The sequence below is a fragment of the Flavobacterium sp. 11 genome, from assembly GCF_002754315.1.
GTDB lineage: Bacteria > Bacteroidota > Bacteroidia > Flavobacteriales > Flavobacteriaceae > Flavobacterium > Flavobacterium algoritolerans.
Genome location: NZ_PEFE01000001.1, coordinates 2,361,192 through 2,388,009, shown reverse-complemented (window position 1 = coordinate 2,388,009; position 26,818 = coordinate 2,361,192). Strand labels below are relative to the sequence as shown.

The 26,818-nt window shown below is 33.0% G+C and carries 28 protein-coding genes; 21 read left to right on the top strand and 7 right to left on the bottom strand.

Annotation, left to right across the window (positions count from 1 at the left end):
• Nucleotides 1–119: 119 nt before the first annotated feature.
• Nucleotides 120–587 carry an OsmC family protein gene (locus tag CLV00_RS10355; RefSeq protein WP_099715131.1) on the bottom strand — a complete coding sequence of 156 codons (468 nt, stop codon included), beginning with the start codon at nucleotides 585–587 and terminating at the stop codon, nucleotides 120–122.
• A 203-nt stretch (nucleotides 588–790) separates the two neighbouring features.
• Between CLV00_RS10355 and CLV00_RS10350 the strand changes: the two genes are divergently transcribed.
• The 3 genes from CLV00_RS10350 (at nucleotide 791) to CLV00_RS10340 (ending at nucleotide 4,045) form a co-directional block, all read left to right on the top strand.
• On the top strand, nucleotides 791–1,660 hold the full coding sequence (locus CLV00_RS10350) for a DUF808 domain-containing protein (RefSeq protein WP_099715130.1): 870 nt from the start codon (nucleotides 791–793) through the stop codon (nucleotides 1,658–1,660).
• A gap of 434 nt (nucleotides 1,661–2,094) precedes the next feature.
• On the top strand, nucleotides 2,095–3,015 hold the full coding sequence (locus CLV00_RS10345; RefSeq protein ID WP_099715129.1) for a DUF6438 domain-containing protein: 921 nt from the start codon (nucleotides 2,095–2,097) through the stop codon (nucleotides 3,013–3,015).
• Between the two features lie 169 nt (nucleotides 3,016–3,184).
• On the top strand, nucleotides 3,185–4,045 hold the full coding sequence (locus tag CLV00_RS10340; RefSeq protein WP_099715128.1) for a hypothetical protein: 861 nt from the start codon (nucleotides 3,185–3,187) through the stop codon (nucleotides 4,043–4,045).
• Nucleotides 4,046–4,140: 95 nt separating this feature from the next.
• Here CLV00_RS10340 and CLV00_RS10335 read toward each other — a convergent pair whose 3' ends face one another.
• Nucleotides 4,141–5,142 carry a transposase gene (locus tag CLV00_RS10335; protein WP_099714043.1) on the bottom strand — a complete coding sequence of 334 codons (1,002 nt, stop codon included), beginning with the start codon at nucleotides 5,140–5,142 and terminating at the stop codon, nucleotides 4,141–4,143.
• A gap of 296 nt (nucleotides 5,143–5,438) precedes the next feature.
• Here CLV00_RS10335 and CLV00_RS10330 point away from each other — a divergent pair, with 296 nt between their 5' ends.
• A complete protein-coding gene (locus CLV00_RS10330; protein WP_099715127.1) occupies nucleotides 5,439–5,963 on the top strand; it encodes a hypothetical protein in 525 nt (174 codons plus the stop codon).
• A gap of 128 nt (nucleotides 5,964–6,091) precedes the next feature.
• Nucleotides 6,092–6,496: a putative quinol monooxygenase gene (locus CLV00_RS10325; RefSeq protein ID WP_099715126.1), complete on the top strand. Its 405-nt coding sequence runs from the start codon at nucleotides 6,092–6,094 to the stop codon at nucleotides 6,494–6,496.
• 72 nt (nucleotides 6,497–6,568) lie between these two features.
• Here CLV00_RS10325 and CLV00_RS10320 read toward each other — a convergent pair whose 3' ends face one another.
• The gene (locus CLV00_RS10320) at nucleotides 6,569–6,850 is read right to left on the bottom strand and encodes a hypothetical protein (RefSeq protein WP_099715125.1); all 282 of its coding nucleotides are present in this window, start codon (nucleotides 6,848–6,850) and stop codon (nucleotides 6,569–6,571) included.
• A gap of 260 nt (nucleotides 6,851–7,110) precedes the next feature.
• Here CLV00_RS10320 and CLV00_RS10315 point away from each other — a divergent pair, with 260 nt between their 5' ends.
• Entirely contained in the window at nucleotides 7,111–7,998 is an 888-nt protein-coding gene (locus CLV00_RS10315) for a carbon-nitrogen hydrolase (RefSeq protein ID WP_091170395.1), read from the top strand.
• Nucleotides 7,999–8,072: 74 nt separating this feature from the next.
• Here CLV00_RS10315 and CLV00_RS10310 read toward each other — a convergent pair whose 3' ends face one another.
• Entirely contained in the window at nucleotides 8,073–9,599 is a 1,527-nt protein-coding gene (locus CLV00_RS10310) for a choice-of-anchor I family protein (RefSeq protein ID WP_099715124.1), read from the bottom strand.
• Between the two features lie 186 nt (nucleotides 9,600–9,785).
• Between CLV00_RS10310 and CLV00_RS10305 the strand changes: the two genes are divergently transcribed.
• Complete coding sequence (locus CLV00_RS10305; RefSeq protein ID WP_099715123.1) at nucleotides 9,786–10,826, top strand: agmatine/peptidylarginine deiminase; 1,041 nt, start codon at nucleotides 9,786–9,788, stop codon at nucleotides 10,824–10,826.
• A gap of 85 nt (nucleotides 10,827–10,911) precedes the next feature.
• Here the strand turns inward: CLV00_RS10305 and CLV00_RS10300 are convergent, their stop codons facing one another.
• Entirely contained in the window at nucleotides 10,912–13,179 is a 2,268-nt protein-coding gene (locus CLV00_RS10300) for a M1 family metallopeptidase (protein WP_099715122.1), read from the bottom strand.
• Between the two features lie 172 nt (nucleotides 13,180–13,351).
• Between CLV00_RS10300 and CLV00_RS10295 the strand changes: the two genes are divergently transcribed.
• The 3 genes from CLV00_RS10295 (at nucleotide 13,352) to CLV00_RS10285 (ending at nucleotide 15,466) form a co-directional block, all read left to right on the top strand.
• Entirely contained in the window at nucleotides 13,352–14,203 is an 852-nt protein-coding gene (locus CLV00_RS10295; protein ID WP_099715121.1) for an aldose 1-epimerase family protein, read from the top strand.
• Nucleotides 14,204–14,218: 15 nt separating this feature from the next.
• Nucleotides 14,219–14,767, top strand: coding sequence for a GNAT family N-acetyltransferase (locus tag CLV00_RS10290; RefSeq protein WP_099715120.1), 549 nt, complete (start codon nucleotides 14,219–14,221; stop codon nucleotides 14,765–14,767).
• Nucleotides 14,768–14,914: 147 nt separating this feature from the next.
• Complete coding sequence (locus tag CLV00_RS10285) at nucleotides 14,915–15,466, top strand: DUF3575 domain-containing protein (protein ID WP_099715119.1); 552 nt, start codon at nucleotides 14,915–14,917, stop codon at nucleotides 15,464–15,466.
• A 2-nt stretch (nucleotides 15,467–15,468) separates the two neighbouring features.
• Here CLV00_RS10285 and CLV00_RS10280 read toward each other — a convergent pair whose 3' ends face one another.
• Nucleotides 15,469–15,699, bottom strand: a complete 231-nt coding sequence (locus tag CLV00_RS10280; protein WP_099715118.1) for a VF530 family DNA-binding protein — start codon at nucleotides 15,697–15,699, stop codon at nucleotides 15,469–15,471.
• Between the two features lie 47 nt (nucleotides 15,700–15,746).
• On the opposite strand from CLV00_RS10280, the gene CLV00_RS10275 reads away from it, so the two are divergent.
• From CLV00_RS10275 to CLV00_RS10265, 3 genes are all read left to right on the top strand, one after another.
• Nucleotides 15,747–16,232, top strand: a complete 486-nt coding sequence (locus CLV00_RS10275) for a phosphoglycerate mutase family protein (RefSeq protein WP_099715117.1) — start codon at nucleotides 15,747–15,749, stop codon at nucleotides 16,230–16,232.
• A gap of 38 nt (nucleotides 16,233–16,270) precedes the next feature.
• Entirely contained in the window at nucleotides 16,271–16,723 is a 453-nt protein-coding gene (gene smpB / locus CLV00_RS10270) for an SsrA-binding protein SmpB (RefSeq protein ID WP_099715116.1), read from the top strand.
• Between the two features lie 81 nt (nucleotides 16,724–16,804).
• Nucleotides 16,805–17,854: a Fic family protein gene (locus tag CLV00_RS10265; RefSeq protein WP_099715115.1), complete on the top strand. Its 1,050-nt coding sequence runs from the start codon at nucleotides 16,805–16,807 to the stop codon at nucleotides 17,852–17,854.
• 39 nt (nucleotides 17,855–17,893) lie between these two features.
• Here the strand turns inward: CLV00_RS10265 and CLV00_RS10260 are convergent, their stop codons facing one another.
• A complete protein-coding gene (locus CLV00_RS10260; protein ID WP_099715114.1) occupies nucleotides 17,894–18,535 on the bottom strand; it encodes a protein-L-isoaspartate(D-aspartate) O-methyltransferase in 642 nt (213 codons plus the stop codon).
• A gap of 144 nt (nucleotides 18,536–18,679) precedes the next feature.
• On the opposite strand from CLV00_RS10260, the gene CLV00_RS10255 reads away from it, so the two are divergent.
• From CLV00_RS10255 to CLV00_RS10220, 8 genes are all read left to right on the top strand, one after another.
• Nucleotides 18,680–19,645: a Gfo/Idh/MocA family protein gene (locus CLV00_RS10255; protein WP_099715113.1), complete on the top strand. Its 966-nt coding sequence runs from the start codon at nucleotides 18,680–18,682 to the stop codon at nucleotides 19,643–19,645.
• Between the two features lie 82 nt (nucleotides 19,646–19,727).
• Nucleotides 19,728–20,615, top strand: coding sequence for a 3-hydroxyacyl-CoA dehydrogenase family protein (locus tag CLV00_RS10250; protein ID WP_099715112.1), 888 nt, complete (start codon nucleotides 19,728–19,730; stop codon nucleotides 20,613–20,615).
• 79 nt (nucleotides 20,616–20,694) lie between these two features.
• A complete protein-coding gene (locus tag CLV00_RS10245) occupies nucleotides 20,695–21,915 on the top strand; it encodes a DUF1015 domain-containing protein (protein WP_099715111.1) in 1,221 nt (406 codons plus the stop codon).
• Between the two features lie 33 nt (nucleotides 21,916–21,948).
• Nucleotides 21,949–22,599: a YggS family pyridoxal phosphate-dependent enzyme gene (locus CLV00_RS10240; RefSeq protein ID WP_099715110.1), complete on the top strand. Its 651-nt coding sequence runs from the start codon at nucleotides 21,949–21,951 to the stop codon at nucleotides 22,597–22,599.
• Nucleotides 22,600–22,678: 79 nt separating this feature from the next.
• On the top strand, nucleotides 22,679–24,040 hold the full coding sequence (locus tag CLV00_RS10235; protein ID WP_099715109.1) for an exonuclease domain-containing protein: 1,362 nt from the start codon (nucleotides 22,679–22,681) through the stop codon (nucleotides 24,038–24,040).
• Nucleotides 24,041–24,067: 27 nt separating this feature from the next.
• The gene (locus CLV00_RS10230) at nucleotides 24,068–24,901 is read left to right on the top strand and encodes an ion transporter (RefSeq protein WP_099715108.1); all 834 of its coding nucleotides are present in this window, start codon (nucleotides 24,068–24,070) and stop codon (nucleotides 24,899–24,901) included.
• A gap of 168 nt (nucleotides 24,902–25,069) precedes the next feature.
• A complete protein-coding gene (gene miaA / locus CLV00_RS10225) occupies nucleotides 25,070–25,999 on the top strand; it encodes a tRNA (adenosine(37)-N6)-dimethylallyltransferase MiaA (protein ID WP_099715107.1) in 930 nt (309 codons plus the stop codon).
• A gap of 58 nt (nucleotides 26,000–26,057) precedes the next feature.
• The gene (locus CLV00_RS10220) at nucleotides 26,058–26,798 is read left to right on the top strand and encodes an acyl-[acyl-carrier-protein] thioesterase (RefSeq protein ID WP_099715106.1); all 741 of its coding nucleotides are present in this window, start codon (nucleotides 26,058–26,060) and stop codon (nucleotides 26,796–26,798) included.
• Nucleotides 26,799–26,818 lie beyond the last annotated feature (20 nt).

The following is a 26,818-nucleotide window of genomic DNA, read 5'->3' as shown; positions in this document are numbered from 1 at the left end:
TCAGTCGAAAGGCTGGTGTTTTTTTATGTCAGCCTGTTTTTTTTTAGGAGTAACTGGCTTATTTAATTGCTGTTTTATAATTAGTATCACCAAAAAAAAAGTAAAAATGCGAAACCACTTTAATCTATAGCTTCAATTTCACAAGTTGGAAAGTGCAGAATTGGAAAATTACACGAATTGGCTATAAAACAGAGTTGGTTTGCTTTTTTATGCAAACTAAGTGCCTCCTCTATTTTTTCTATGTTAGTAATCCGAACTTTCGGATTAAGTTTAATCGCAATAAAACGGCCGCTACCGTCAGCCGAAACCTCCAGAGTTGCCTCCGCTTCGTCTGTATAAGACACCACATCGATATCATTTTGTTTACAAACATACAAGTAAGACATCATGTGACAGGAAACCACACTACTCAATAACAGGTCTTCAGGATTGTACAAAGCTGGATCTCCTTTGAAAGCTTTAGCAGCCGAAACATGAAGAACAGCCTTACCGTCAATGGATATGGAATGACTTTTAGTATACGTTGCCGCTTCCTTTTTGGAAAAAAACCAATCTAATTTAGCTTTAAATACATGTTTGAATCCCATAATTATTTTTATTTCAAAAGTAATTAAAAACAGTATCGTTACTACAGAAAGGTTTTGGGTGAATATTAACTAAAAATTCACCCGTTTTATAAATAGAGTAAATAAAAAAAGTTTTAGATTAGCATCAATAAACAATCAAAACGCGCAGATTAGATTTTGGCAAAGCAAATACCAAAATCAACGCAGTTTCTAAAACAATCAAAATGGCATCAGGTTTTTTCGCACTATTAGATGATATCGCAGCAATTATGGATGATGTTGCAGTAATGAGTAAATTTGCAGCCAAAAAAACGGCTGGTATTTTAGGCGATGATTTAGCCGTAAATGCCGAAAAAGCTTCCGGATTTATCTCCTCAAGAGAGCTTCCCGTATTATGGGCAATTGCAAAAGGTTCTTTCATTAATAAAGTAATCATTTTACCCATCGCCTTTCTGCTGAGTGCTTTTTTACCGGTGGCTGTTATCATAATCTTAGTGCTTGGCGGACTTTATTTAGCCTACGAAGGTGCCGAAAAAATATACGAATACTTCTTTCCGCACGAACATGCAAAGCACGAAATTTCGTTGGAACCGATGACCGAAGAACAAATTTTAGCCTTTGAAAAAGAAAAAATAAAATCAGCCATCGTAACCGATTTTATTTTATCCGTAGAAATCGTGATTATTGCGCTGGGCACCGTTATTGGAAAACCTATTTTATCGCAAATTATGGTTGTTTCCATCATTGCAATAATTGCAACCGTGGGTGTTTACGGGATTGTAGCCCTAATTGTAAGAATGGATGAAGCAGGTTTAAAACTGATCCAACTGAGTTCCAAAGAAAAAAGCTTTACAAAAACAATCGGTACTATTCTGGTACAAGCACTGCCAAAGGTCATCAAAAGTTTATCCGTAATAGGTACTATCGCTTTATTATTAGTGGCTGGTGGGATATTTGTACATGAAATTCCGTTCCTACACGATATACTACCACAAATACCATCCATTATAACTGAATTTATAATCGGCCTTGTATTCGGGGGAATTGTTTTGGGAATTGTAACCCTGTTCAAAAAGATCATTGGCAAAAAGTAAGCAGCAATTGAATACATTTTAGCCGTACACATATTTAAAAACTAGGAGAACATCAGTCGAAAGGCTGGTGTTTTTTTTATGTCTTTTTTTAGGAGCAGACGACTTTGTTTTTTCATCACCAGTTGTCCCGCTGTCCGCAGTATCTTTTTATAAACGCAACCCTATCGGGTTACATCAATAAAAAGGATACTTGCTCCCATCGGGGCTAATTTACAATGCGTTTTTTCCAGAATAAAGTTTCCAACAAAAGTGTTTTGTAAAAGTTTAGAATCTGTTATAAATCATATCAGAATAAAAAAATTCATCGATAATTTGTAAGAAAATTTTAATATATTTGAGAAAATATAAGGCGAACCAAAACTTCGATAATCTACTCATTTTTAGGTGTATAAACGAAGGTCTATTTCGTCTATATGTAATTTGTAGGCAAAATTATGACAAAATTCACAATCATATTAACATTTTTATTTTCAAATATAGTTTTTGGAAATAAAATTGACAATCTTAAAACAACAAACGATGTTATTGAGTTTGTAAAAACTGTTTATCCCGAATATGGAATAATAAGACATAAAGACTTTAAATATGGAATATTTGATATTGAATCTATAGACTCGATTTATAATCAATTAAAATGTAAAGGAATATTCAAAATAGATGAAATCAAAAATTGGCAAAAAATTGATATTGACAATGACGGATTAACAGATTTGATTTTCATTTCACACTTTTATGGATACACGCAAAATGTAATAATTGATAAAGGAAAAAACGGATTCAAATTAATTAGAAACATTATTAATTTTGATGAATGCGAATACATTAAACCAATAAAAGTTCAAGATAAAAATGAATTACGAATTCGAAAAGTAAATTTGCCCTTTGACTTTGATGACAATATTGAAAAATATATCAAGATAGACACCTTAACATACAAGTATGATTCTTTTATTGAACTTAACGACAAAGCAATCATTGATAATAAAATTAAATTTATAGAATTTAAAACAAATTTATGCTTTGGAATTTGTCCTGCTTATAAACTTACTATTAACAAAAATGGTCAAGCAGAATTTCTTGGTATTGAACTGACTAATTTTAAAGGAAAATCTATAAAACAATTAATTCAAAAAAGTGTTGACGAAATTTTTAATATGTTAAATTACATAGAAGTCAAGAAATTGAATGATTACTATGAAGTAAATTATACTGATGCTCCGACAGTGACTCTTGACATTTTTTTTGAAAATGGTACAGTCAAGAAAATAAAAGATTACGGATTAAGCGGTACTTATGGATTAAGTGCTGTGTATTCAAAATTAACCAAATTAGGAACAGAAACTGAATGGGAATAAAATACTGCTGGTAACAGACACTAAAATGGATTTGGACAATTGGCTTAATGGAAAGTTGGATTTGTATTTGGGATGATTTGTCAAATTCGAATAATGAGATTGATTTAACCCCAAACCCGCTATAGTACCAGAACGTTACATGTAATTATATCACAACTAAATATTAAATATGACACCAGAATATAGAATTGAAGCCGAAAATCATATTAAAGAATATTTCAAGTCATTTGAAGATATAAAAGAAATTTTAAACATTAAGTGTGAAGAAACTTTTACTGACTTAGGAGTTATCGTAAATGTCTGGAACGTTAAAACTAAAAACGAAGCTTTTTGGGTGGTTGAAGGAGAAGAAACACCTATGAATTTGTATACTCATAACGCAAATTACTTTTCGGCTGATGAAGCATACTCATTTCATATGGGATTAATGCAACGATTAGAAAAGAGACAGAAAAATGAATTTAAGCATATTATTGAGGAAATTCCATTAAATATAGGTCATTTGAAATCAATTAACAGAAAGCTAAACATGGCTTCTGAAAAGTTATCAATAGATTTAGAGCCAGAAGAATTTCAATCTATAGGGTTATTATGTAGAGAAAGTCTGATCGACTTGGCTAAAGAACTTTGTAAAAGAAATCCTGAACTTGTAAAGGAAAAAGGTTTGAAAAAGTCAGACTTCAAAGGTGTTGCTAACGCTTTCATAGATTATTACATTCCTGGAAGTGAAAATTCAGACTTGAGAAATTATTCAAGAAAAATAGTTGATAGTACATGGAGTTATAATTCAATGATTCTTCATTCACAAAACAAAAAGTATCCTGATGCTAAAATTGCATTATTATTTACTTGTACAACCGTAAGTTTAATTGAGAATCTTTTCTTTAAACACCTTGGATTTGATCAAGAATTAGCTTGTTCAGAATGTGGAAGTTTACAATTCGAATTGATAGAATACGAGAAAGACAAAATAAAACAGGTTTGCAAAAAATGTGACAATGAAGATTTAATAACTTTTGCAGAAGAATAACTGCCCATAACAGCTCCTACAACGGATTTGGGATGATTTGCTTCGCCTGTTCGATATCGCATTCTATGATGAAAAACAAGTAAAAATTGTTAAAACTACGATGCAAATTTATACGTGTTTATATATGAAGTTTCTCTGTTAATGACAGCAAAAACCCTGCTTATAAGTTTGCATCTAATATTGTTTAAAACAAGCATAGAATTTTTTCCTTCAGCCTTTTTCTTATTGTAATATTCTTTTAATTGAGGATCATACTTCAATGTGGTCATAGCGCACATTTGCAGCAAGGATTTTATTTTTTTATCAGCCATATGATTTACTTTAGTCCTGCCTTTTATACTAGAGCCGGAGCTGCATTCAAATGGGGCAACTCCAGAATAACAGGCAAATTGTCTCCAATTTTTAAAAGCCGTAAATCCTTTTGTGGCAATGATTAAATATATGCTGGTTTGTTCCCCTATTCCAGGAATGGTTCTGATGAGTTGAGTCTGTTTGTTCAACTGAGCATTTGCTTTGATGATTTCTTTCATCTTGGTTTCTATTTTGCGGATAGCATTTCTAATGGTTTTGGTTAAACTTTGATTGATTGATGATACTTCCTTGAAAACTTCTTTACTTGCAAAACCCTTATTTTCCTTAGTTGTTTCTAAAAGCAATAATGATTTAAGCATTTTTTCTCTTTCGGTATACAGAATTTTTAGTTTTTGAATGTCTATAGCTGTCAAAGTAAAAAGTTTGAGTTTGTCAATATTTCTATAGCTGTAATAGGCAATATCTTTAGCGTCTGATTTATCGGTTTTTCCTCTTGAAATCCCCTTTGATCTTTTTATTTCAACGGCTGGGACAATCCATAAATCTAACTTTAAATCCATTGAAGCAGACGAAAGATGATTGGTATAAACCCCTGTGTTTTCACAACAAAAAAGAGTTTGATTTATGTCAATCTTCTTGCTTAGATTTTTGACAAACAGACTAATGCTTTTTATGTTGTTTTCAACAACAAAATGTTCCGATTTCAAAGAAGAAACATCAAGAATAGTGATATCTAATTTTAGTTTTGAAATATCAATACCCACATAAAATAAATAGTTTTTCATAACTTTGGATTTAGGATAAACAAAAATGTTGAACTTCTTTAGAGCCTTTATTAGACCTTGATGTCTATCATTCTATTTGAAGCAATTCAACGGGTTCAAGGAGAAGGCAGAGGACTAATGCGATAGTTAAGTCTTAAGCTTAGCTCGGGTGAAAGTTCACCTCTGCTTTCCTTTGAATAAATTTAATGTTTTTTACTCTAACACAAAGTAAAGGCTCGGGTGGCAAATACAAAAATAGGGCTTTAGTAGCAGAACGTTATACGTAAGCTTTCCACAAGAATAACTAATCGTTGCATATGAACTCAGAATTAAAGAGAATCGTTGAATTAGAAGAAAAAAAAGAGTTTGATTTAGCTTTCAAATCTTACGAAAATTTATACGCTACAAATAGCGATAATTTTGATGTTTGGAAGCACTTTTACTTTTTTCTTTGGATTATAATCGAAGATATGCCGAATGAGTTTATTGAAAAAATAAATAGAGAAAACCGTTTGCAGAAAATGTTTGTTGAAGGAAAAGTAAATTTTGACGGTAATGCCGAATTTAATTTTATTGTTGGATATACAATGTCAATCTTTCCATATGAATTTGGAAATAATGAAGTTTATGAAAAACTAAGTAAAGAATTAATAACTAATGCCATTAACATCGATTCAGAAAATCCAATATATAAAATGGCTTATTTTGGTGATTTACAAGATAAGCCTTCAGAATATGAAGAATTGAAATTAAAATCTTTAGCAATAATTTTGAAAAAATATAATGGAATCGGATTATTAAATAAATATTTTAGACAAGTATTAAACAGAGTGAAAAAATAAGTCTGGAACCGTCATAAAGAAACCCAAATAAGAAATATCCGCAGATTATTTAAAACCTAAAAACCGCTAGTGAACGAACAAAAGCAAGCAACTTTTTGACTTATAATTTAAACTTCAACGCAACAAATATGAAAACATTTAAACCAACCCATACATTATTGACTGTTTTAGTCACTTTGTTTATACTTTCCTTTAGTACAAATATTGTGGCTCAGGAAAAAATTCAAATGGTACGATTGGCAAAAATTAAAGTTGATCCATTGCAATTGGACAAGTACAATAGTGCGCTAAAAGAACAAATGACTACTGCTGTTCGTCTTGAACCAGGAGTGTTAACTTATTACGCCGTTGCGGACAAAACCGAACCATCACACATCACAATACTTGAAATATATGCTGATACAACGGCATACAAATCACACATAGAAACTACTCATTTTAAGAAATATAAGGAGACTGTTAAAGACATGGTTAAATCTTTGGAACTTGTAGATGTTACCTTAATTGGCTCGGCAAATAAAATGGATAAATAATCCGTAAAAAAAAAAACTTAGCGATACAGCTAATTGTAAAAAAACCGCTCCAAATAAGTATAGAATACGATACTAAAACAACTTGTATATTCGGTGAATTGGAATCATCACACCTTGCTTTAGCATCACATTTTTATCTGTAACACCCCAAACCGTAGTATCTACTATTTTTTTGGATTCGCTATCTTCAAAGAAAATTTTAATTTTTGAATGTTCTAAATTACCCAATGACAAAGCCCTATTGATATCGCTTATCCGAGTTTTTATTTCCTCCACATCGTCAAGAACATCTGTTGTCGGAAATTTAAGAAGAGCGATGTCTTCTTTATCGATGATTTTGAATTCTTCTGTCATAATTGTAAAATTTAATGAATTATAAATTACACTATTGTAGCAGAGCAAAAACTGAACCTGTTTTGTTAACTATAATACAATATACAAAAATAAAACCTCCTGATTTTGTTAATGCCAATTTTATATTAATTTTTTCTCTGGCTTAATTCCTAAAAATCCAATACAATAAACCTACAGACAATTTAAAACCTAAAAAACACAGTACCCCTATTTTCTACTCTTTATAAAATTCACTATTTTTGCAGTCTAAAATTTTAGTCATGCCAAACAAGAAATACAAAATAGCGGTCATTCAATTGAATCTTAATGATATTGCCGAAAACAACTTGAAAAAATGTATCAGTTGGGTTCGTGATGCCGCCAACCTTGGTGCCGAAGTTATTTCGTTACCGGAATTATACAGCAGTCATTATTTTTGTCAAAGTGAAGATGTAGATAATTTTGCTTTGGCAGAACCATTGTACAGTACTTCGTTTATTGCTTTTAGCGCTTTGGCAAAAGAATTAGGCGTAGTGATTATTGTTCCTTTCTTCGAAAAAAGAATGGCTGGAATCTACCATAATAGTGCTTATATCATAGACACGGACGGTTCAGAAGCAGGATTGTATCGCAAAATGCACATTCCGGACGATCCTCATTTTTATGAAAAATTCTATTTCACGCCTGGTGATTTGGGTTTTAAAACTATTCCAACCAAAAAAGGAAAAATAGGAACACTAATTTGTTGGGATCAATGGTATCCTGAAGCAGCTCGTTTGACGGCTTTACAAGGTGCTGAAGTGTTGTTTTACCCAACAGCAATTGGATGGCATCCACAAGAAAAAGAGCAATACGGTGAAAACCAACATGGCGCTTGGATGAGTGTAATGAAAGGACACGCAGTTGCAAATGGCGTGTATGTTGCAGCAGCAAACCGAATTGGTTTAGAACAATACTTGCCTGATACGGCAGGAATTCAGTTTTGGGGATCTTCATTTATTGCGGGACCACAAGGCGAAATTTTGGCGCAAGCCTCACACGACAAAGAAGAAATCCTGATTGCCGAAGTAGACTTAGACTTACAGGAAAATGTGCGTCAGAACTGGCCATTTTTCAGAGACAGAAGAATAGACGCTTTTGGTGATATTACAAAAAGAGCGATTGACTAAATTGTCTTTAGATAATTAAAAAATCCCTGCTGAGAAATAATTCTTAGCAGGGATTTTTATTTAACACTAAACTTCTAATTCAAATCTGGTTGGAATATTTTAACGACACCATCCCCTTCACTGCTTACTACCACTAAACTTCTTTTAGTCGGACTTTTTGAAGCTGGAATAAAAAGCAATCCTTCTGGAGCATCACCGGTTTTAAAAGTCTGTAAAAATTTTGGAGCAGCTGGATTGGTAACATCATATACCATAACGGCATCCACTCTCTCCAATCCAACAAAAAGAATCGTTTTATCGGCCATTTTAGTAACCACAACTGATTCTGGTTCCACTGATTTATCATCACTTCTCGCATCATCATACACACCAAATTCTTGTGCTTTCTTGTCTAATTCATTTTTACTGTCGAATACCAATTCTCCTGTGTTTCCATTCCAAATGGAGAAAGAGCGGGCTCCAAAAGAAACTAATTCGTCAAAATCACCATCACCATCTGTATCACCCATTTTGGTATTGATATTCAATCTTCCCATGCTTGCCTCAGCTTTTAAAGCAGCCGCGTTTGGAAATGCTATTGGATCCAAAATAACAGACGAACTGCTGATTCTTTTTACATCTACAAAAGCAGAATATTCTCTGGCGTCTCCTTCATTTGCGGTAACGAAATAAGGAATTTTATTGATCTCAAAACTACTGATAGCATCCGGTTGAAACATTCCTTTCGCTTTCCATGTATTAGCCAAAACACCACCATCTTTATCGCTGATATCTATAGCATTTTCGGCAAGATTATAATCTTTGTAGCCTAATGGAAATACATTCGTGATTGTTTTAGTTGCCAAATCAATTTTAGCCACTCCGTTATTCTCCTGTAAAGTAACCCAAGCCGTTTTTGAATCAGCAGAAATCGTGATGTATTCCGGTTCAATATCAGAAGTGAAATTATTTGTTGGACTTGCAATTCGGAATCCTTTTGTTTTCAGTGTACTCAATTGATTGCTAAAACTTCCAAAATTTAAAGTCGTCACCGCATAATTATTGTTGACCGCAATAATAGAAACAGAACCATCCGGATCTATAGAATACGTATCATTTGGCTCTCCTTCATTAGCGGTCATGATGTAATTCCCATCAGGAGAAAATGTAATCATGTCGGGCAAAGCACCAACCGTAATTTCTTTGATTACACTGTAATTAGCGGTATCAAAAACAACCACTTTTCCTGCATCTTGTTTATTTGGTTTTGCTTCTAATGCCACTGCTAACTTTCCATTATAGGTAGCAACACTGTTTGAAGCTCCATTAAATGGGGTTAAATCGATACTTGTTAGAAAAACTGGACTGGATGGATTAGACAAATCAATAACATCAATCCTATTCGTATTACTGTTGTTTACGGTAAATAATTTTTTAGAAACTTCATCATACGCACTTATTTCAGCAGCTCCGGCACCACCAATCGTAATGGAACCAATTTCTTTGAAAGTTGCTGCATTTTCATTTACAACTAACTCTGGAGAATCCTCCTTATTAGAGTCATTTTCGCAACTTGACAATATCATAATTGCCGCGAGTAGTGTAATACCATATTTTTTCATAACTGTAATTTTTAAATTTTTTCAAAAATAACTAGCTGAAACCCGACTAGAATTAACTAAATATTATATAATCATTACCAAAACTATTCTTATAAATTTATGAGTTGCCCAAAATGAATGGTTACTAACTATTTTAAAATCCTACTGAATGTTTATATTTGCAGTCTTTAAAATTAGAAACGCTGTATGACTACAAATAATAGAAGATTTCCTGCCGAATGGGAAAAACAACAAGGGATTTTACTGTGTTTTCCTCACAACGGTAAGGATTGGCCAGGGAAATACGAAGCAGTTCAATGGGCTTTTGTGGAATTCATTAAAAAAGTGGCTACTTTCGAGCAAGTCTTTTTAGTTGTTGCCGATGATAACCAAAAAGAAAAAGTAAATATGATGCTGGAAACAGCACATGTTACGCTAACAAATGTTTCCTACATCATTCATAAAACCAATAGAAGTTGGATGCGTGATTCGGGTCCGATAATCGTTAAAAACGGAACCGAAAGAGAAGCGTTAAATTTTAATTTTAATGGTTGGGCCAAATATAAAAACATTCAGTTGGACAAATTCGTTCCTGCGAAAGTGGGCGAATTTCTAAATATTCCTGTGACTCAGGTCCTATATAAAGGAAAACCGGTAATTGTAGAAGGTGGCGCCATTGATACCAATGGACGTGGTACTTTATTGACTTCGGAAGAATGTTTGATGCATCCTGATATTCAGGTTCGAAATCCAAATTTCACCAAAGCAGATTACGAAGCCGTTTTCAAGGAATACCTTGGAATTACGAATGTGATTTGGTTAGGCGATGGAATTGAAGGTGATGATACACACGGACACATTGATGATTTATGCCGATTTGTAAACGAAGATACGATTGTGACTATTGTGGAAACGGACCCAACGGATAATAACTACAAACCATTACAAGACAATTTAAAACGCTTGCAAAACGCCAAACTGGAAAATGGTAAATCTCCAGTAATTGTAGTTCTACCAATGCCAAAACGCTTGGAATTTGACGGCTTGCGATTGCCAGCGAGTTATGCTAATTTCCTGATTTTGAACAATTGTGTTTTGGTCCCTACTTTTAACGACAGTAATGACAGAGTAGCTTTAAACATACTTTCAGAATGTTTTCCAGATAGAGAAATCATTGGGATTAGCGCTACTGATTTTATTTGGGGTTTTGGAACATTACATTGCCTAAGTCAGCAAATTCCAGAATAAATTTAGAATAGAAAAATAGAGTAAATAAAAAAAGACTTGTAGCTTTAATTGCTACAAGTCTTTTTTATTTTATTAAACCAAAATACTATTTGTCTTTGGTAAATGGTATTTTTTGTCCTTCAGGTATCAACATATCAAATCCGTTTAGGCTGTCATTAAATTCAAATTTAAGTCCTGCTTGTTTCGATTCGAAACTGTTTTTCCCAATTGGTTCCACCGTAAAACTTGGATAATTAGTTATCAAAACATTTAGTACCCCGTTTTTCTCTGAAAAAGTAATTTTTAGCGGCGCCATTTTAGTTGAATACGTTCCTAAATAACCATCCAGAATAACATCTTTTTCAATCAAACCTTTGCTTGCTGTCCAAGAGTTGTTTGCTGTATTTGTATCTGGTAAAACATGATCCGGATCCAGTGTGATGCTTTCAATTTCTTCTGTCGAATTGTGTTTGAATGACCACGCTTTGTTTCTTTGCCAAACTTCAACCGGCAATTTAACACGTGTTGTTTTTCCGCTTTTCGTTTTTACTTCTAAACTTACCGGCATAGCCATTTTTTCGAAGTTTTCAATCGAAATCACAACTCCTTGTTTAGGATCGTTTTTCACATATTTTATCGAATTAATTCCTTGGTCTAATCGCCAATTGTATTGGAACCAACCTCTCCAAAACCAACTCAAATCTTCCCCTGCAACATTTTCGATTGTTCTAAAGAAATCGTCCGGTTGCGGATGTTTGTATGCCCAACGCTCTACATAAGTTTTCAAAGCTAAATCGAAACGCTCCGGTCCAAGAACTTGTTCACGCAAAATCACTAATCCTGAACTTGGTTTTGAATACGCTAAAAGACCAATATTAGCTTCTTTCATGTTATCCGGAGAACTCATTATGGTTTCAAGATTCGGACTTGTATACACTTCAGCTCTTTGATGCATATCAACCGGCTTATCTTTGTACTCGCCATTATTAAAATCTACTGAACTCAATGAATTAATAAAAGTATTAAAACCTTCATCCATCCAAGCAAACATTCTTTCGTTTGAACCAACAATCATAGGAAACCAAATGTGTCCAAATTCATGATCTGTAACGCCCCATAAATCTTCACCTTTTGACTCCCAGCTACAAAAAACAATTCCTGGATATTCCATTCCGCCTTCGTTTCCTGCAACATTTGTAGCCGCTGGATACGGATATTCTAACCATCTTTTAGAATAATTTTCAATAGAAGCTTTCGTATATTCTGTGGAACGTCCCCAAGCTGCATCACCGGCACTTTCTACAGGATAAACTGAGATAGCCAATGATTTCTTTCCGCTTGGTAAATTGATTTTTGCTGCGTCTAAAATAAATGCCGCTGATGATGACCAAGAAAAATCTCGGGCATTTTTGATTTTATAATTCCAAGTTTTAGTAGCTGTAGCAACTGTTTTTGATGAATTTTCAACTTCGGCAGCAGTACGGATAAAAACCGTTTTATCACTTTGTTTAGCTTGGACCAATCTGGTTTGTTCGAGAGTAGAATAAACCGCTGTAGGATTTAGTAATTCACCGGAAGCTACCACAATATGATTAGATGGCGCTGTAATACTCACATCAAAATCACCATATTCTAAGTAAAATTCCGAAGCTCCTAAATACGGATTAGTATTCCAACCTCGTACATCATCATACACACACATACGTGGATACCACTGCGCTATGGTGAAAATTTTTCCGTTTTTAGTTTCCAATACTCCCATTCTGTCCGAACCTTCAAAAGGAGCTATAAAAGAAAAGTCCATTTTAATTTTAACGGAACCACCTTTACCATTTAATTCCTGCGGAAGAAAAACCTGCATTCTGGTATCAGTAATTACATATTTTGCTTCTTTTTCAGTAGCAACACCTTTTACAGTAGTGATAACTTTCACCGATTTTATTTTATGACCGCCATCAAAAATTTGGCCTTGAGCCCCATTTCGACTGCCAGTCAAAGGCACAACTGCATTTCCGCGGGAATCTGCTTTGAATAAATTCTGGTCTAAGTTCATCCAAACAAAAGCCAATTTATCAGGACTGTTGTTCGTATACGTGATGATTCCTATTCCGGAAATTTCATTGTTTTTCTCATCCAATTTAGCTGTTAATTGATAATCAGCTCTGTTTTGCCAATATTCAGCTCCTGGCTGACCACTTGCTGAACGCGTACTTGTTCCATTTTTAGAGTAAAAATGTGGAGCAAAAGCATCATGATAATCATACTTTGAGATTGGGTTACTTGATACATTTACAGGGGTTTGTTGCGCCCAAGTAGACGTAACTCCTAATAATAAAGCCAAATGTAGCATGACTCTGAAGCGACTGTTTTTCATTTTTCTTATAGTTTATATCACAAATTAATGAAAAAAAAGAGGATTTTAAACTATTTTAAAAGGATAGATTCCATTTTAAATAAATAAAATCCAGCTTAAACGTCATCAGAATTAAAAATTATAAAATATATTTACCATACAAAATCAATTTTTAAATTAACGAAGAACAATTTTGACAACTATAATAAAAAACTCCGTTCTAACCGCTGAAATCAAACATTTCGGTGCCGAATTAATTTCCTTAAAAACAAATCTGAATAAAGAATACATTTGGGAAGGAAATCCTGATTTTTGGGGCAAGCACTCTCCTATTTTGTTTCCAATTGTTGGAACATTAAAAAACAATTCCTTTCATCATAATGGAATGGAATATCATTTATCGCGACATGGATTTGCCAGAGACATGGAGTTTGAATTAACTGATGCAACAGAAAATAGTGCTACTTTCTCCATACAATCTTCTGACGAGACCTTAAGAGTATATCCTTTTGAATTTGAATTACAACTGATTTACACATTAGACAAAAACAATTTATTCATTGCATATAAAGTAATTAACAAAGGGAAATCTACGATGCCATTTGCTATTGGAGCACATCCTGCTTTTGCTTTACCAAATCAATTCGAAAATTATGCTATTGCTTTTAAAAAAGTAGAACCGCTGGAATATTATCTTTTGGAGGATGATTTAATTTCAAATAAAACGAAGCAATTAGAAGTACATAATAAACAGATTCCGCTAACGTATGACTTATTCGAAAACGACGCTTTAATTTTCAAAACATTACAATCTGATTCATTGACGATTTTAGAAAATGAAAATCCAATTTTGAGAGTACATTTTAAAGATTTTCCAAGTTTAGGAATTTGGACCAAAATGAACGCGCCTTTTCTTTGTATCGAACCTTGGTTTGGTTATTCGGATACCAATGAGAATTCCGGAAATCTATTGGAGAAAGAAGGTATTCTAATTTTAGAATCAAATGAAACTTTTTATTCAAAATTCAGTATCGAAATCCTTTAATTAAAAAAATAAAATATGTTAACTATAAATTTCAGTCCATTCCCAAATTTAGAAACTGAACGTTTGCTTTTAAGAAGAGTGGATTCTAATGATGTAAAGGAGATTTTCGCATTGCGATCTAATCCCGAAACGATGAAATATATTCCAAGACCTTTAGTGAAAACGGATGAAGATGCTTTGGAACATATTGCAATGATTGATACTAAAATAGAAACTAATGAAGGTATAAATTGGGCGATTACGTTGAAAGACAATCCAAAATTAATTGGAATAATTGGTCATTACAGAATAAAACCAGAACATTATCGAGCCGAAATTGGATATATGTTACTTCCAGAATACAATGGAAAAGGAATTATTTCAGAAGCGGTGAGCGAAGCTGTAAATTATGGTTTTAAAATAATGAAATTGCATTCTATTGAAGCAATTATAGCTCCTGAAAATCATGGGTCTGCAAAAGTTTTAGAAAAAAATGGCTTTGTTAAAGAAGCACATTTAAAAGAAAATGAATTTTTTGAAGGACGATTTTTGGATACCGTTATTTATTCTATTTTAAACAAATAGTCTTTAATGATATCTTATTTTATAACGTTAAAATACGTTTAAACTGACAATATTTACTTTAAACATAAAAGACAATCAAACATTAATAGCTATATTTGCCGCTGTTTTTAGTCAATTTTTGACCAAAAAAAGTAGAATCCACTCTTTATGAAAAAATTATTTATTGCCACATTTCTGTTCTTTTCGTTTTTATCACAAAGTCAAACTTATATAAAAGCTAATGCTTTTACTACTTTATTGACAGTTCCAAATGTTGGTATTGAAACCAGTATTGGAGAAAAATCAACTTTACAATTTGATGTTTTAGCATCTTTTTGGAAATCAGTAAATGGCAATCCTAGAGAATTTTATACCTTCACACCAGAATACAGATATCATTTTAAAGAGAAATACAATGGTTTTTATGCAGGTGTGCATATTGGTGCTAGTATTTTTAATTTTCAAAAATGGAATTATATAAACACTGACAACTATGAAAAAGGTTTTGGATATTTCATAGGTTCAACTATTGGATATCAAGTAAAAATCAATGATAAATTTATGATTGATTGTTATCTAGGTGGCGGTTGGCATCAAGGTTTTTACAAAGGCTACTTAATAAGTACAGGTGAACGTTATGATGGGGCAAAAGACTACAATAAAAGTGGTGAATGGTTGCCTTATAGAGGTGGAATTATGGTTTCTTATAAGCTCAACTAGATTTATTTGGGGAATTTAGCTACTGATTTTATATACAAATCTTCCACTTGTTTTCTTGCCCAATCCGTTTTTCTCAAAAAAGTCAAACTGGATTTTACACTTGGATTATCTGTAAAACATTTAATTTTCACTAATTCTCCAAGAGTATCGAAACCATAATAATCAACTAATTGTTCAACGATTTTTTGAAGCGTAATTCCGTGAAGCGGATCTTTAGATTTTGAGTTTTCCATTTTGCAAATATATAAAATCGTAAATACTAATTTTTAAATTTATTCAAATGAAAAAGTATCTATTAATAATCGCTTTATTTATTTTACAAATTAGTTTTGGACAACAAAGCACAACTACATATTACTTCATACGTCACGCTGAAAAAGTAGATAATTCTCAAAATCCTGATTTATCAGAAATTGGTCTTGAAAGAGCCAATCTATGGAATAAAATATTCTCAGAAGTTGGTTTTGATGAAATCTACTCAACGGATTATAAAAGAACAATACAAACTGCAAGTCCTACTGCTACAGCTAAGAATATCCAAATTAAACTGTACAATCCTAAAACTACAGCCATAGATTCATTCAAAAAAGAAACGCTAGGTAAAAAAGTTTTGATTGTAGGTCATAGTAACACCACACCTAATTTTGTTAATCAAATTATTAATCAAAAGATATATGCAGATATAGAAGATACACGTTTTGGTAATCTTTATATAGTAACTGTAAATGGTGATACAATTACTCACCAACTTCTGAAATTGCCATAAGTTATTGCTAAACCTTTAATTTTTGCTACATTTGCACTATGCTAAAAACAATAAACATATTAAACAAAAGAGCTCGATTTGACTATGAAATAATCGAAACTTTCACTGCTGGAATTGTTTTAGCCGGAACTGAAATCAAATCCATTCGATTAGGAAAAGCAAATATTACTGAGAGTTTTTGTGAATTTAGCAATAATGAACTTTTTGCGATAAATACTTACATTGAAGAGTATACTTTTGGTAATCAGTTTAACCACAAAGCCAGAAGCGAACGTAAATTACTTTTAAATAAAAGAGAGCTAAAAAGCTTAGCAAGAAGCGTTCAAGCGAAAGGATTAACAATAATTCCTTTGAAATTGTTTACCAATGAAAAAGGAATGGCTAAACTACAAATCGGTCTTTGTAAAGGAAAAAAAACTTATGATAAGCGTGAATCTCTTAAAGAACAAGATACCAAACGCGATCTGGACAGAATCAAAAAATCATTTTAAAATAAAAAAATATTGAAATAAAATATTTTTTCTTTTAAAAATGACTAAATTTGTCAAGACAATAAAAAACATTTTAAAAAAATGAAAACACTACTCAAAAACGCAAGAGAACAAAAAGGACTCAAAACCAGAGAAGTGGCTCAACTTTTAGGAATTGACCAAGCCTTAATTAGTAAATTTGAAAGCGGGACCAGAAAACCTACCAGAGAACAAGTTATAAAACTAGCATCATTGCTGGAGATAGATTTAGAAACAATAATGGTCATTTGGCTTAAAGAAAAAATTCTTTATGAAATTGGCGAAGACGAATTTGCATTAAAAGCATTATTGGTTGCAGAAGAAGAAATTAGATATCAAAGCAAATCTTCCAAGAAAAAATTATCTACTACACTTCAGAAAATTTTAGATGAAATAGATACTCTGAAGATAAAACTAGATGGATTTCGTCAATTTGACAGCTATCGCATTGCACAAGCTTTAGAGCTAGAATATACTTTTGAAAGTAACCGTATCGAAGGAAATACCATGACTTTGCGTGAAACAGATTTGGTTATCAATGAAGGTTTAACTATTTCTGGGAAAAGTATGCGGGAACACCTTGAAGTAATAAATCATCAAGAAGCGATTGCCTACATCAAAGATTTAATGCAAAGAAATAGTTCCATAAATGAACGTGAAATATTATCCATTCATAATCTTATTTTGAGAGGGATTCACCCTGAAGATGCAGGTCGGTATAGAAAAGTGCAGGTGATGATTCAAGGAAGCAGCCATATGCCACCGCAACCGTTTCTGGTTGCCAAAGAAATGGAAGATTTTTTTATTTGGTATGAAAGCAATAAATCTATCCTTCATCCTATTGTATTGGCTGCTGAAATACACGAACGATTAGTCACGATCCATCCATTTATTGATGGAAATGGCAGAACTTCGCGTTTGGTTATGAACTTGGTTTTATTACAGCATGGCTACATTATTGCTAATATAAAAGGTGATTATGATAGTAGAATGCAATATTACCAAGCATTGGAAACAGCTCAAACTAAAAATAATAAAGAAGATTTTTTATTGTTCATTGCGCAAATGGAAAAAGAAAGCTTAGAACGCTATTTGAATATTATTGGTCAATAAAAAACCCGTCTCGTTATTTAAGCGAGACAGGTTTCTATTTTAATTTTTATCTTCTAATAAAGGAACGAATCGAAATTCACCAAACTCATGTTTTTCAAATTGTGTTTCATTTTTTCTGATTAGCAAAGTCATAATTTGCACCTCTTCCCCTAATGGAATAACGAGCCTTCCTCCTATTTTTAACTGTGCCATCAAAGGCTGGGGAATAAACGGAGCACCGGCAGTAACAATAATACTATCAAAAGGTGCATAACCTGGTAATCCTTTATAACCATCTCCAAAAGAGAGATGTTTAGGACGTATACTCAATTTTGGAAATAATACAGAAGTTTGCTTGAACAATTCTTTCTGTCTTTCAACACTAAAAACCTTGGCTCCTAACATGCATAAAACTGCTGTTTGATATCCTGAACCTGTTCCTATTTCTAAAATTTTATGTTCTTTTTTAACTTCTAATAATTGGGATTGAAAAGCTACAGTGTAGGGTTGTGATATCGTTTGACCAGCTCCAATGGGAAATGCTTTATCTTGATAAGCATAATCTTCAAAACTGGAATTTAAAAATAAATGTCTTGGAATCTTTTTTATCGCATCCAAAACACTTTTATCAGTAATCCCTTTTTGCTCTAAAACGCTTACTAATTGATTCCGAAGTCCTTGATGCTTGGCTGTGTCTTTCAAAATTTACTATTTTATTTTGGTAAAAATAGAAAAGAATTTCTGAATTCAAATGTTGGATTTTAAATTTTAAATTAACTGAATAATTGTCCCACATCAATAATAGATTAATCATTTTATTGCTATTTTTGTAAAAATTACATCGTTATGCTGAAAATTGGAGTATTAGGTGCTGGTCATCTAGGAAAAATACATTTGCGTTTATTACAACAATCTGATAAATATGAATTAGTTGGTTTTTATGACCCAAATCAAGAGAATGCCGAGAAGGTTTCTAAAGAATTTGGATATAAACATTTTAGCACAATTGCAACTCTTATTCATGCAGTTGATGTAATTGACATTGTAACACCAACTCTTTCTCACTACAAATGTGCTAAAGTAGCCATCAAATCCGGCAAGCATGTTTTTATTGAAAAACCCATTTCAAATACGGTTGAAGAAGCCGAAGAAATTATCGCTTTGGCAAAAGAGTACAATGTAAAAGGTCAAGTTGGACATGTGGAGCGTTTCAATCCAGCGTTCATTGCTACCAAAAACATGATTGAAAACCCTATGTTTATTGAAACCCATCGTCTTGCTGAATTCAATCCTCGTGGAACCGATGTTCCTGTAGTATTGGATTTGATGATTCATGATATTGATGCTATTTTGAGCGTTGTAAAATCAAAAGTAAAAAACATCAATGCCAGTGGCGTTTCTGTTATCAGTGATACACCGGATATTGCCAATGCAAGAATAGAATTCGAAAACGGTTGTGTTGCCAATTTAACGGCGAGCCGAATTTCGATGAAAAATATGCGTAAATCTCGTTTTTTCCAGAAAGACGCTTACATTTCAGTGGATTTCTTGGAAAAGAAATGTGAAGTGGTAAAAATGAAAGATGCACCTGAAGTTCCCGGCGATTTCGATATGATTTTACAAAATGCCGAAGGTGTAAAAAAACAAATCTATTTCTCTAATCCAGAGGTAGAACAAAACAACGCAATTCTTGATGAATTAGAATCATTTGCAGATGCTATAATCAATGATACAGAACCTGTTGTAACATTGGAACAGGCTACAGAGGCGCTAAGAGTGGCGTATCAAATTATAAATTGTTTTAAAAAGTAAATAAAATTTGTTTAAAGTTTAAGGTTTAAAGTTGCTCGAGAGAACTTTAAACTTTAAACTTTTAAACTTTAAAATAAAAAATATGAAAACAATAGCCGTAATCGGAGCAGGAACAATGGGGAATGGAATCGCCCACACCTTTGCACAAAGTGGTTTTACCGTAAAATTAATAGATGTTTCAGAGAAATCTTTGGATAAAGGAATGGCAACTATCGCTGCAAATTTAGACCGAATGATTGCAAAAGGGAGCATTACCCAAGAAGATAAAGCAAAAACGATTACTAATATTATAACGTATACGGATATCAAAGATGGTGTTGTAGGTGTAGATTTAGTGGTTGAAGCTGCAACTGAAAATGTTGAATTGAAATTAAATATCTTCAAACAATTAAACGAGGCTTGTTCTCATAATACGATTTTAGCAACCAATACTTCTTCGATTTCAATTACTCAAATTGGAGCAGTTGTGGCGCATCCGGAACGCGTTATCGGTATGCATTTTATGAATCCGGTGCCAATTATGAAATTGGTGGAAATCATCCGCGGTTATAATACTTCTGACGAAGTAACAAAAATCATCATGAATCTTTCTGAGAAATTAGGAAAAACTCCTGTTGAAGTAAACGATTATCCTGGTTTTGTTGCCAATAGAATTTTGATGCCAATGATTAACGAAGCTATCGAAACATTATACAATAAAGTGGCCGGTGTTTATGAAATTGACACAGTTATGAAACTTGGAATGGGTCACCCAATGGGACCTTTGCAATTAGCAGATTTTATTGGTCTTGACGTATGTTTAGCCATTTTAAATGTAATGTACGACGGTTTCAAAAATCCAAAATATGCTCCTTGCCCATTATTGGTAAATATGGTTCGTGCAGGAAAAATGGGTGTAAAATCCGGTGAAGGTTTCTACGATTATTCTGAAAGCAAAAAAGCAGAGAAAATTTCTAAACAATTTATATAGTCTCTATGTTTAAAAGTCGAGAGTCTGAAGTTAATTACTTTAAACTCTCGACTTTTGGCTTTTGACTTTTGACATAATTATGGCTAAAATAGTTCCTTTCAAAGCAGTTCGTCCTACTCGTGATAAGGTTTGCCTTGTTACTTGCCGTTCTTATGAAGAATATGTAAATGCTGAATTAGCGGCGCAATTGGATTTCAATCCGTTATCTTTTTTGCATATTCTAAAACCCGCTTATACCAATCAGGAAAGCGTTTCTTTTGAAAAAAGATACCGACAAGTACATCAAAAATACGAGGATTTCAAAAATGAAATCATTTTAGTAAAAGATAAAAAACCTGCTATTTATATTCATAAGATTGTTACCAAAACACATTCATTCACAGGGATTATTGCGGGGACAAGTGTAGCAGATTATTGTAATAATATCATCAAAAAACATGAAGATATTATTGCTTTCAGAGTTCGATTACTCAAAGACTACATGAAATATTCAGAGTTTAATACGGAACCGGTTTTAATGACCTATCCTGATAATAAAACAATTGAAAACTGGATTTTTAATTGTACCCAAAAATTAGCTGATTTTGAATTTTCAACCACAAAAAAAGAGATTCATTATTTGTGGAAAATTGAAGATGCATTAGAAATTAATTGGTTGCAAAATATATTTGAAAAAACAAATAATCTTTACATTGCTGACGGTCATCATCGTACTGAAGCACTGAAATTATTATCAGAGGAAAATGATGACCCAGAAAACACTGCTAAAAATCACATTCTGAGCTATTTGATTTCCGAAAATAATGTCAAAATATATGAATTCAATCGTTTAGTAAAAGATTTAAACGGTTTCTCAAAAGAAGATTTCATAAAAGAGTTAGAAAAGGATTTTATTCTTGAAAATAAATTTCAGCAACCTTTTCAGCCTTCGAAAAAGCATCAATTCGGAATGTATCTGGACAATGAGTTCTATAGCTTAATTTTACGAAAAGAAAATGAAGTTTTCCAGACAGCTTTGGATAGTCTAGATACACAAATTTTATACAAAAAAGTATTGTTGCCTATTCTAGCCATCGAGGATTTACGCAATGATGAGCGAATAGAATACCTTTCAGGAAAACAATCTGTATTGGAAGTAAAGAACAAAATTGATCAAGGAGAATTTGAAATCGGTTTTATACTATTCCCCTCAAACATTGGAGAAATAAAAGCCTTGGCAGATGCCAATTTAATAATGCCTCCAAAAAGTACATATATTGAGCCAAAATTTAGAAGCGGATTAGTCGTTTATGAACTTTAGGTTTTAGTAACGCTTTAAAATCAAAATATTAAAATGTCAATAAAAAATAATTTACTCCAAATAAAATCCACTTTACCGGAACAAGTAACATTAGTTGCGGTTTCAAAAACTAAACCTATTTCCGATTTAATGGAAGCGTATGAAGCCGGTCAACGCATTTTTGGAGAAAACAAAATCCAGGAAATGTCCGAAAAATGGGAACAAATGCCCAAAGACATTCAATGGCACATGATAGGTCACGTTCAAACAAATAAAGTCAAATTTATGGCACAATTTGTGAGCTTGATTCATGGCGTAGATAGTTTAAAATTACTACAGGAAATCAACAAACAAGCACTAAAACACAACAGAATTATTGATTGTTTATTACAAATGCATATTGCCGAAGAAGAAACTAAATTTGGTCTTGACGAGCAAGAACTGGCTTCACTCCTATCATCAAACGAATTCCAGGAAATGAAAAACATTAGAATTGTTGGACTAATGGGAATGGCTACTTTTACAGATAATAAAGATCAAATCAAAAAAGAATTCTCTCATTTGAAATCGATTTTTGATCAACTAACAATTCATAATTCACAATTTACCATTCTTTCTATGGGAATGTCCGGCGATTATCAACTTGCAATTGAATGCGGAAGCACCATGGTTCGAATTGGAAGTAGTATCTTTGGAGGAAGATAATTTGATTTTTGATTTCAGATTAACGATTTTTAATTTCAGATGTTTCGTAACTTGAGACATTAAACATTAAACAAAAAATTTGTACGCAATACTAGACATAGAAACCACTGGAGGACAATTCAACGAAGAAGGAATCACTGAAATCGCCATCTATAAATTTGATGGTCATGAGGTGGTGGATCAATTTATCAGTTTGGTAAATCCTGAAATTCCAATTCAGCCCTTTGTAGTTAAACTTACTGGTATTAATAACGCCATGCTGCAATCGGCACCCAAGTTTTTTGAAGTTGCGAAACGCATCATTGAAATGACAAATGACTGTGTTATTGTAGCCCATAATGCCTCTTTTGATTACAGAATACTACGAACTGAATTCAGACGATTAGGATACGATTTTGAGGCACGAACGCTTTGTACGGTTGAATTATCAAAAAAACTATTGCCTGAGCAACCTTCCCATAGTTTAGGGAAATTGGTCCGTGCTCTTGGAATCCCAATGGCAGATAGGCACAGAGCCAGTGGTGATGCTTTGGCTACAGTGAAATTATTTAAAATTCTTTTAGAAAAAGATTTAGAAAAAGAAATTGTAAAAGATTTTATAAAGCTTGAAATCGAAAAAGGAATAGCTCCAAAATTACTGGATATTGTTTCTAGTTTACCCGCTAAAACAGGCATCTATTACATTCACAATGAAAAAGGAAATCTGATCTATATTGGCAAAAGCCGAAACATAAAAAAACGTGTCAACCAGCATTTTACGGGAACTTCCACAAAATGCAAGAAAATACAAGCCCAAGTTTTCACGGTAACCTATGATGAAACCGGAAGTGAATTGATCGCTTTATTGAAAGAAAGTGAAGAAATAAAAATCAACAAACCCATCCACAATAGAGCCCAGCGGAAAAGTATTTTCCAATTGGCTTTATACGCAGAAAAAGATAAAAATGGATATCTCAACCTAAAACTTCAAAAAGCGGATGGTAGAAAGAAAGAAATCACCTCATTTACTTCTTTACAAGAAGGCAAAAATGCGTTGTTCAGAATAACTTCTCATTATAATTTGTGCCAAAAACTTACCGGTTTATATGTTTCTAAAACAAACTGTTTTCAGTACAGCATAAAAGAATGTGACGGGGCTTGCATTGGCGAGGTTTCTGCCGAAGAATATAACGCAAGAGTTCAGGGATTTATAGATAAAAACAGTTTCGAAAATCAAAATATGGTATTGGTTGACCGAGGAAGAACCATCAATGAGCGCAGCGCTGTTTTGATTGAAAACGGAATCTATAAAGGCTATGCTTTCTATGACTTAAATTATCAAATCAACAACATCGAAATTCTTAAAAACATTATCATCCCCATGCAAAACAATAGGGATGTACGCAATATTATTCAAGGTCATGTTCGAAAAAGCAAAACGTTGAAAATCGTAAAATTCTAATCGCATGCTAATAATTACAACATAATTATGCAAAGATTAAAGTCAAAATTTGACACTTTTAGACATAGAACCAATGTCGTAATTTACGGTACGAATACCGCTTCAGGAAGATTATTTGACCTTATTCTTTTAGGCGTTATTCTGTTGAGTGTTATTATAGTTATGCTCGAAACGGTCAAAGGTTTTGATACAAAATACCATTATGAACTCATAGTATTAGAATGGATTATAACCATTTTCTTCACCTTAGAATACCTTCTTAGAATTATATCGATCAAAAAGCCATTGAAATACATCTTTAGTTTTTATGGAATAATTGATTTGATAGCAACATTACCAATGTATTTCTCTTTATTTATTGTTGGAACCAGCGTTTTAACCGTTGTCAGAGCTTTACGATTGTTGCGATTATTTAAGATTTTAAAACATCCAAAATTCTCAAGTCAATCCACTCATCTAAAAGAAGCCTTAATTGCCAGCCGAGGAAAAATACTTATTTTCATTTATTTCATGTTAATCAGCAGCATCATAATAGGTTCTATAATGTACATCGTCGAAGGGAAAGAAGGTGGTTTCACCAGTATTCCCATCAGTATTTATTGGACCATCGTGACACTCACAACAGTAGGATATGGAGATATTTCGCCCATAACCCCGCTAGGACAGGCCATTGCCTCGATAGTAATGATTATGGGTTACGGCATCATTGCGGTTCCTACAGGAATTGTTTCAGCTGAATTTGCAAACAACAATCGCAAAAAAACAAGAGAAGAAAGAATTGATCCGTGTGCTAATTGTGGTACCGAGGGACATGAACATAATGCAAAATACTGCTATCATTGCGGTAAAGATTTAAAATAATATTAATTTGAAGCAATTCCAGCTGTACACTTTAACTCCTCGTTATTCCAGTTGTTTTTCTAAGGCATAAAAGGAGCTTATCCCGAGACTTCGGGAGTCGCTCTTTTACACCAAGAAAAACTAACTTTCATAACTCCGGGGTTTTCGTTTCCATCTGGGCTAAAAAACATGAAATACTTAATCACCATTATCGGACCCACAGCCATAGGCAAAACTTCCCTGAGTATTGTATTAGCTAATTATTTTAAATGTGATATTATTTCCTGTGACAGCAGACAGTTTTTCAAGGAAATGACCATTGGAACAGCTGTACCAAACAAAGCCGAATTAGCAGCGGCTACCCATCATTTTATACAAAACAAATCTGTATTCGAAAATTATACTGTTGGTGATTTCGAGAAAGAGGCTATTGCTAAACTTGACGAATTATTTTTGACCAATGATTACGCCATTTTAGTTGGTGGTTCCGGATTGTATGTTGATGCAATTTTAAAAGGTTTTGATGAATTTCCAGAAATAGACACTTCAGTCCGAACTGAAATAAATACGAATTATGAAAAACTGGGAATTGGATATTTGCAACAAAAACTCGAAGTTTTAGATCCAGATTATTATAAAAGCTTGACTATCGAAAATCCACAAACCTTGCAAAACCCACAACGAATGATGCGTTTCGTGGAAGTGTGCCTGGGTTCCGGAAAACCGTATTCTTCTTTTTTAAACCATAAAAAAAATAGCCGAAGCTTCACTCCTATTTTAATTGGTCTGGAAGCTGACAGAAAAATCATTTACAACCGAATCAATCAACGCGTTGATATTATGATGAATGAAGGACTTCAGGCTGAAGCAAAAACGTTATTCCCAAACAAAGAGTTGAATGCACTGCAAACCGTGGGTTACAGAGAATTATTCAGCTATTTTGACAGAGAAATTTCATTGGAATTTGCCATAGAAGAAATAAAGAAAAACACGCGAAGATTTTCAAAACGTCAATTGACTTGGTTCAAAAGAAATGAAAACACCAAATGGTTTGATTTTGAAACTCCGTATGAAACTATTGTAGATTACATCCATTCTGGAAAAAAAAATAAACAATAAATCTTATATCTAAGAATACAAATTCATAATTCATAATTCATAATTCATAATTATTTATATGCCTATCTCTCCAAATTTCACTTCAGTTTTAAGCAAAGATTGGGAAATCAATTTTACACAATGCGCGCCAAATGGATTTTTAAAATACACTGATTTGTGTAATATCTTGCAGTTAACTGCTGCTACACATTCAGAAACTGGCGGCATTAGTTTTACTGATATGCAGGAGTTTGACCAAGCATGGGTTTTGAGCAGAATGCGTGTTGAAATCACTAAATTACCAAAATGGGGAGATACTGTAACCGTAAAAACCTGGATCAATTCCTTGGAAAACTCCCGTTCAGTACGAGCGCTAGAAATGCATGTAAATGGAGAAAAAATTGTAGGTTCTGAGACTTTCTGGGCTGTATTTAACACTAAAAAACGTCGTCCGGAAGGATTGGCTTTGCCGTTTGAACATTTTGAATTATATCCCGAAAAAAGAGCTACGCTAGAGGGTTTTTCTAAAATCAATTTCAATCATGAGAAAGAAATAGTTTTCGAAAAAAGTGTGTTTTTATCTGATTTAGACATTGTGAATCATGTCAATAATGTCAAATATCTGGAATGGTGCTTGGATTTGGTTGATGAACAATTAATCTTGAAACAAAAAATTAAAAGTTTTGAGATGAATTTCTTAAAGGAATTATCACTAAAAGATAAAGTGATTATTCATGAAAGTATTTCTGAGAGCGAAACAGTTTTTAGCATTACAAAAGATGATAAGACGAGTTTTGCTTTACAATTGAACTGGAAATAAAAACGTCCTGTCGCTCCAAA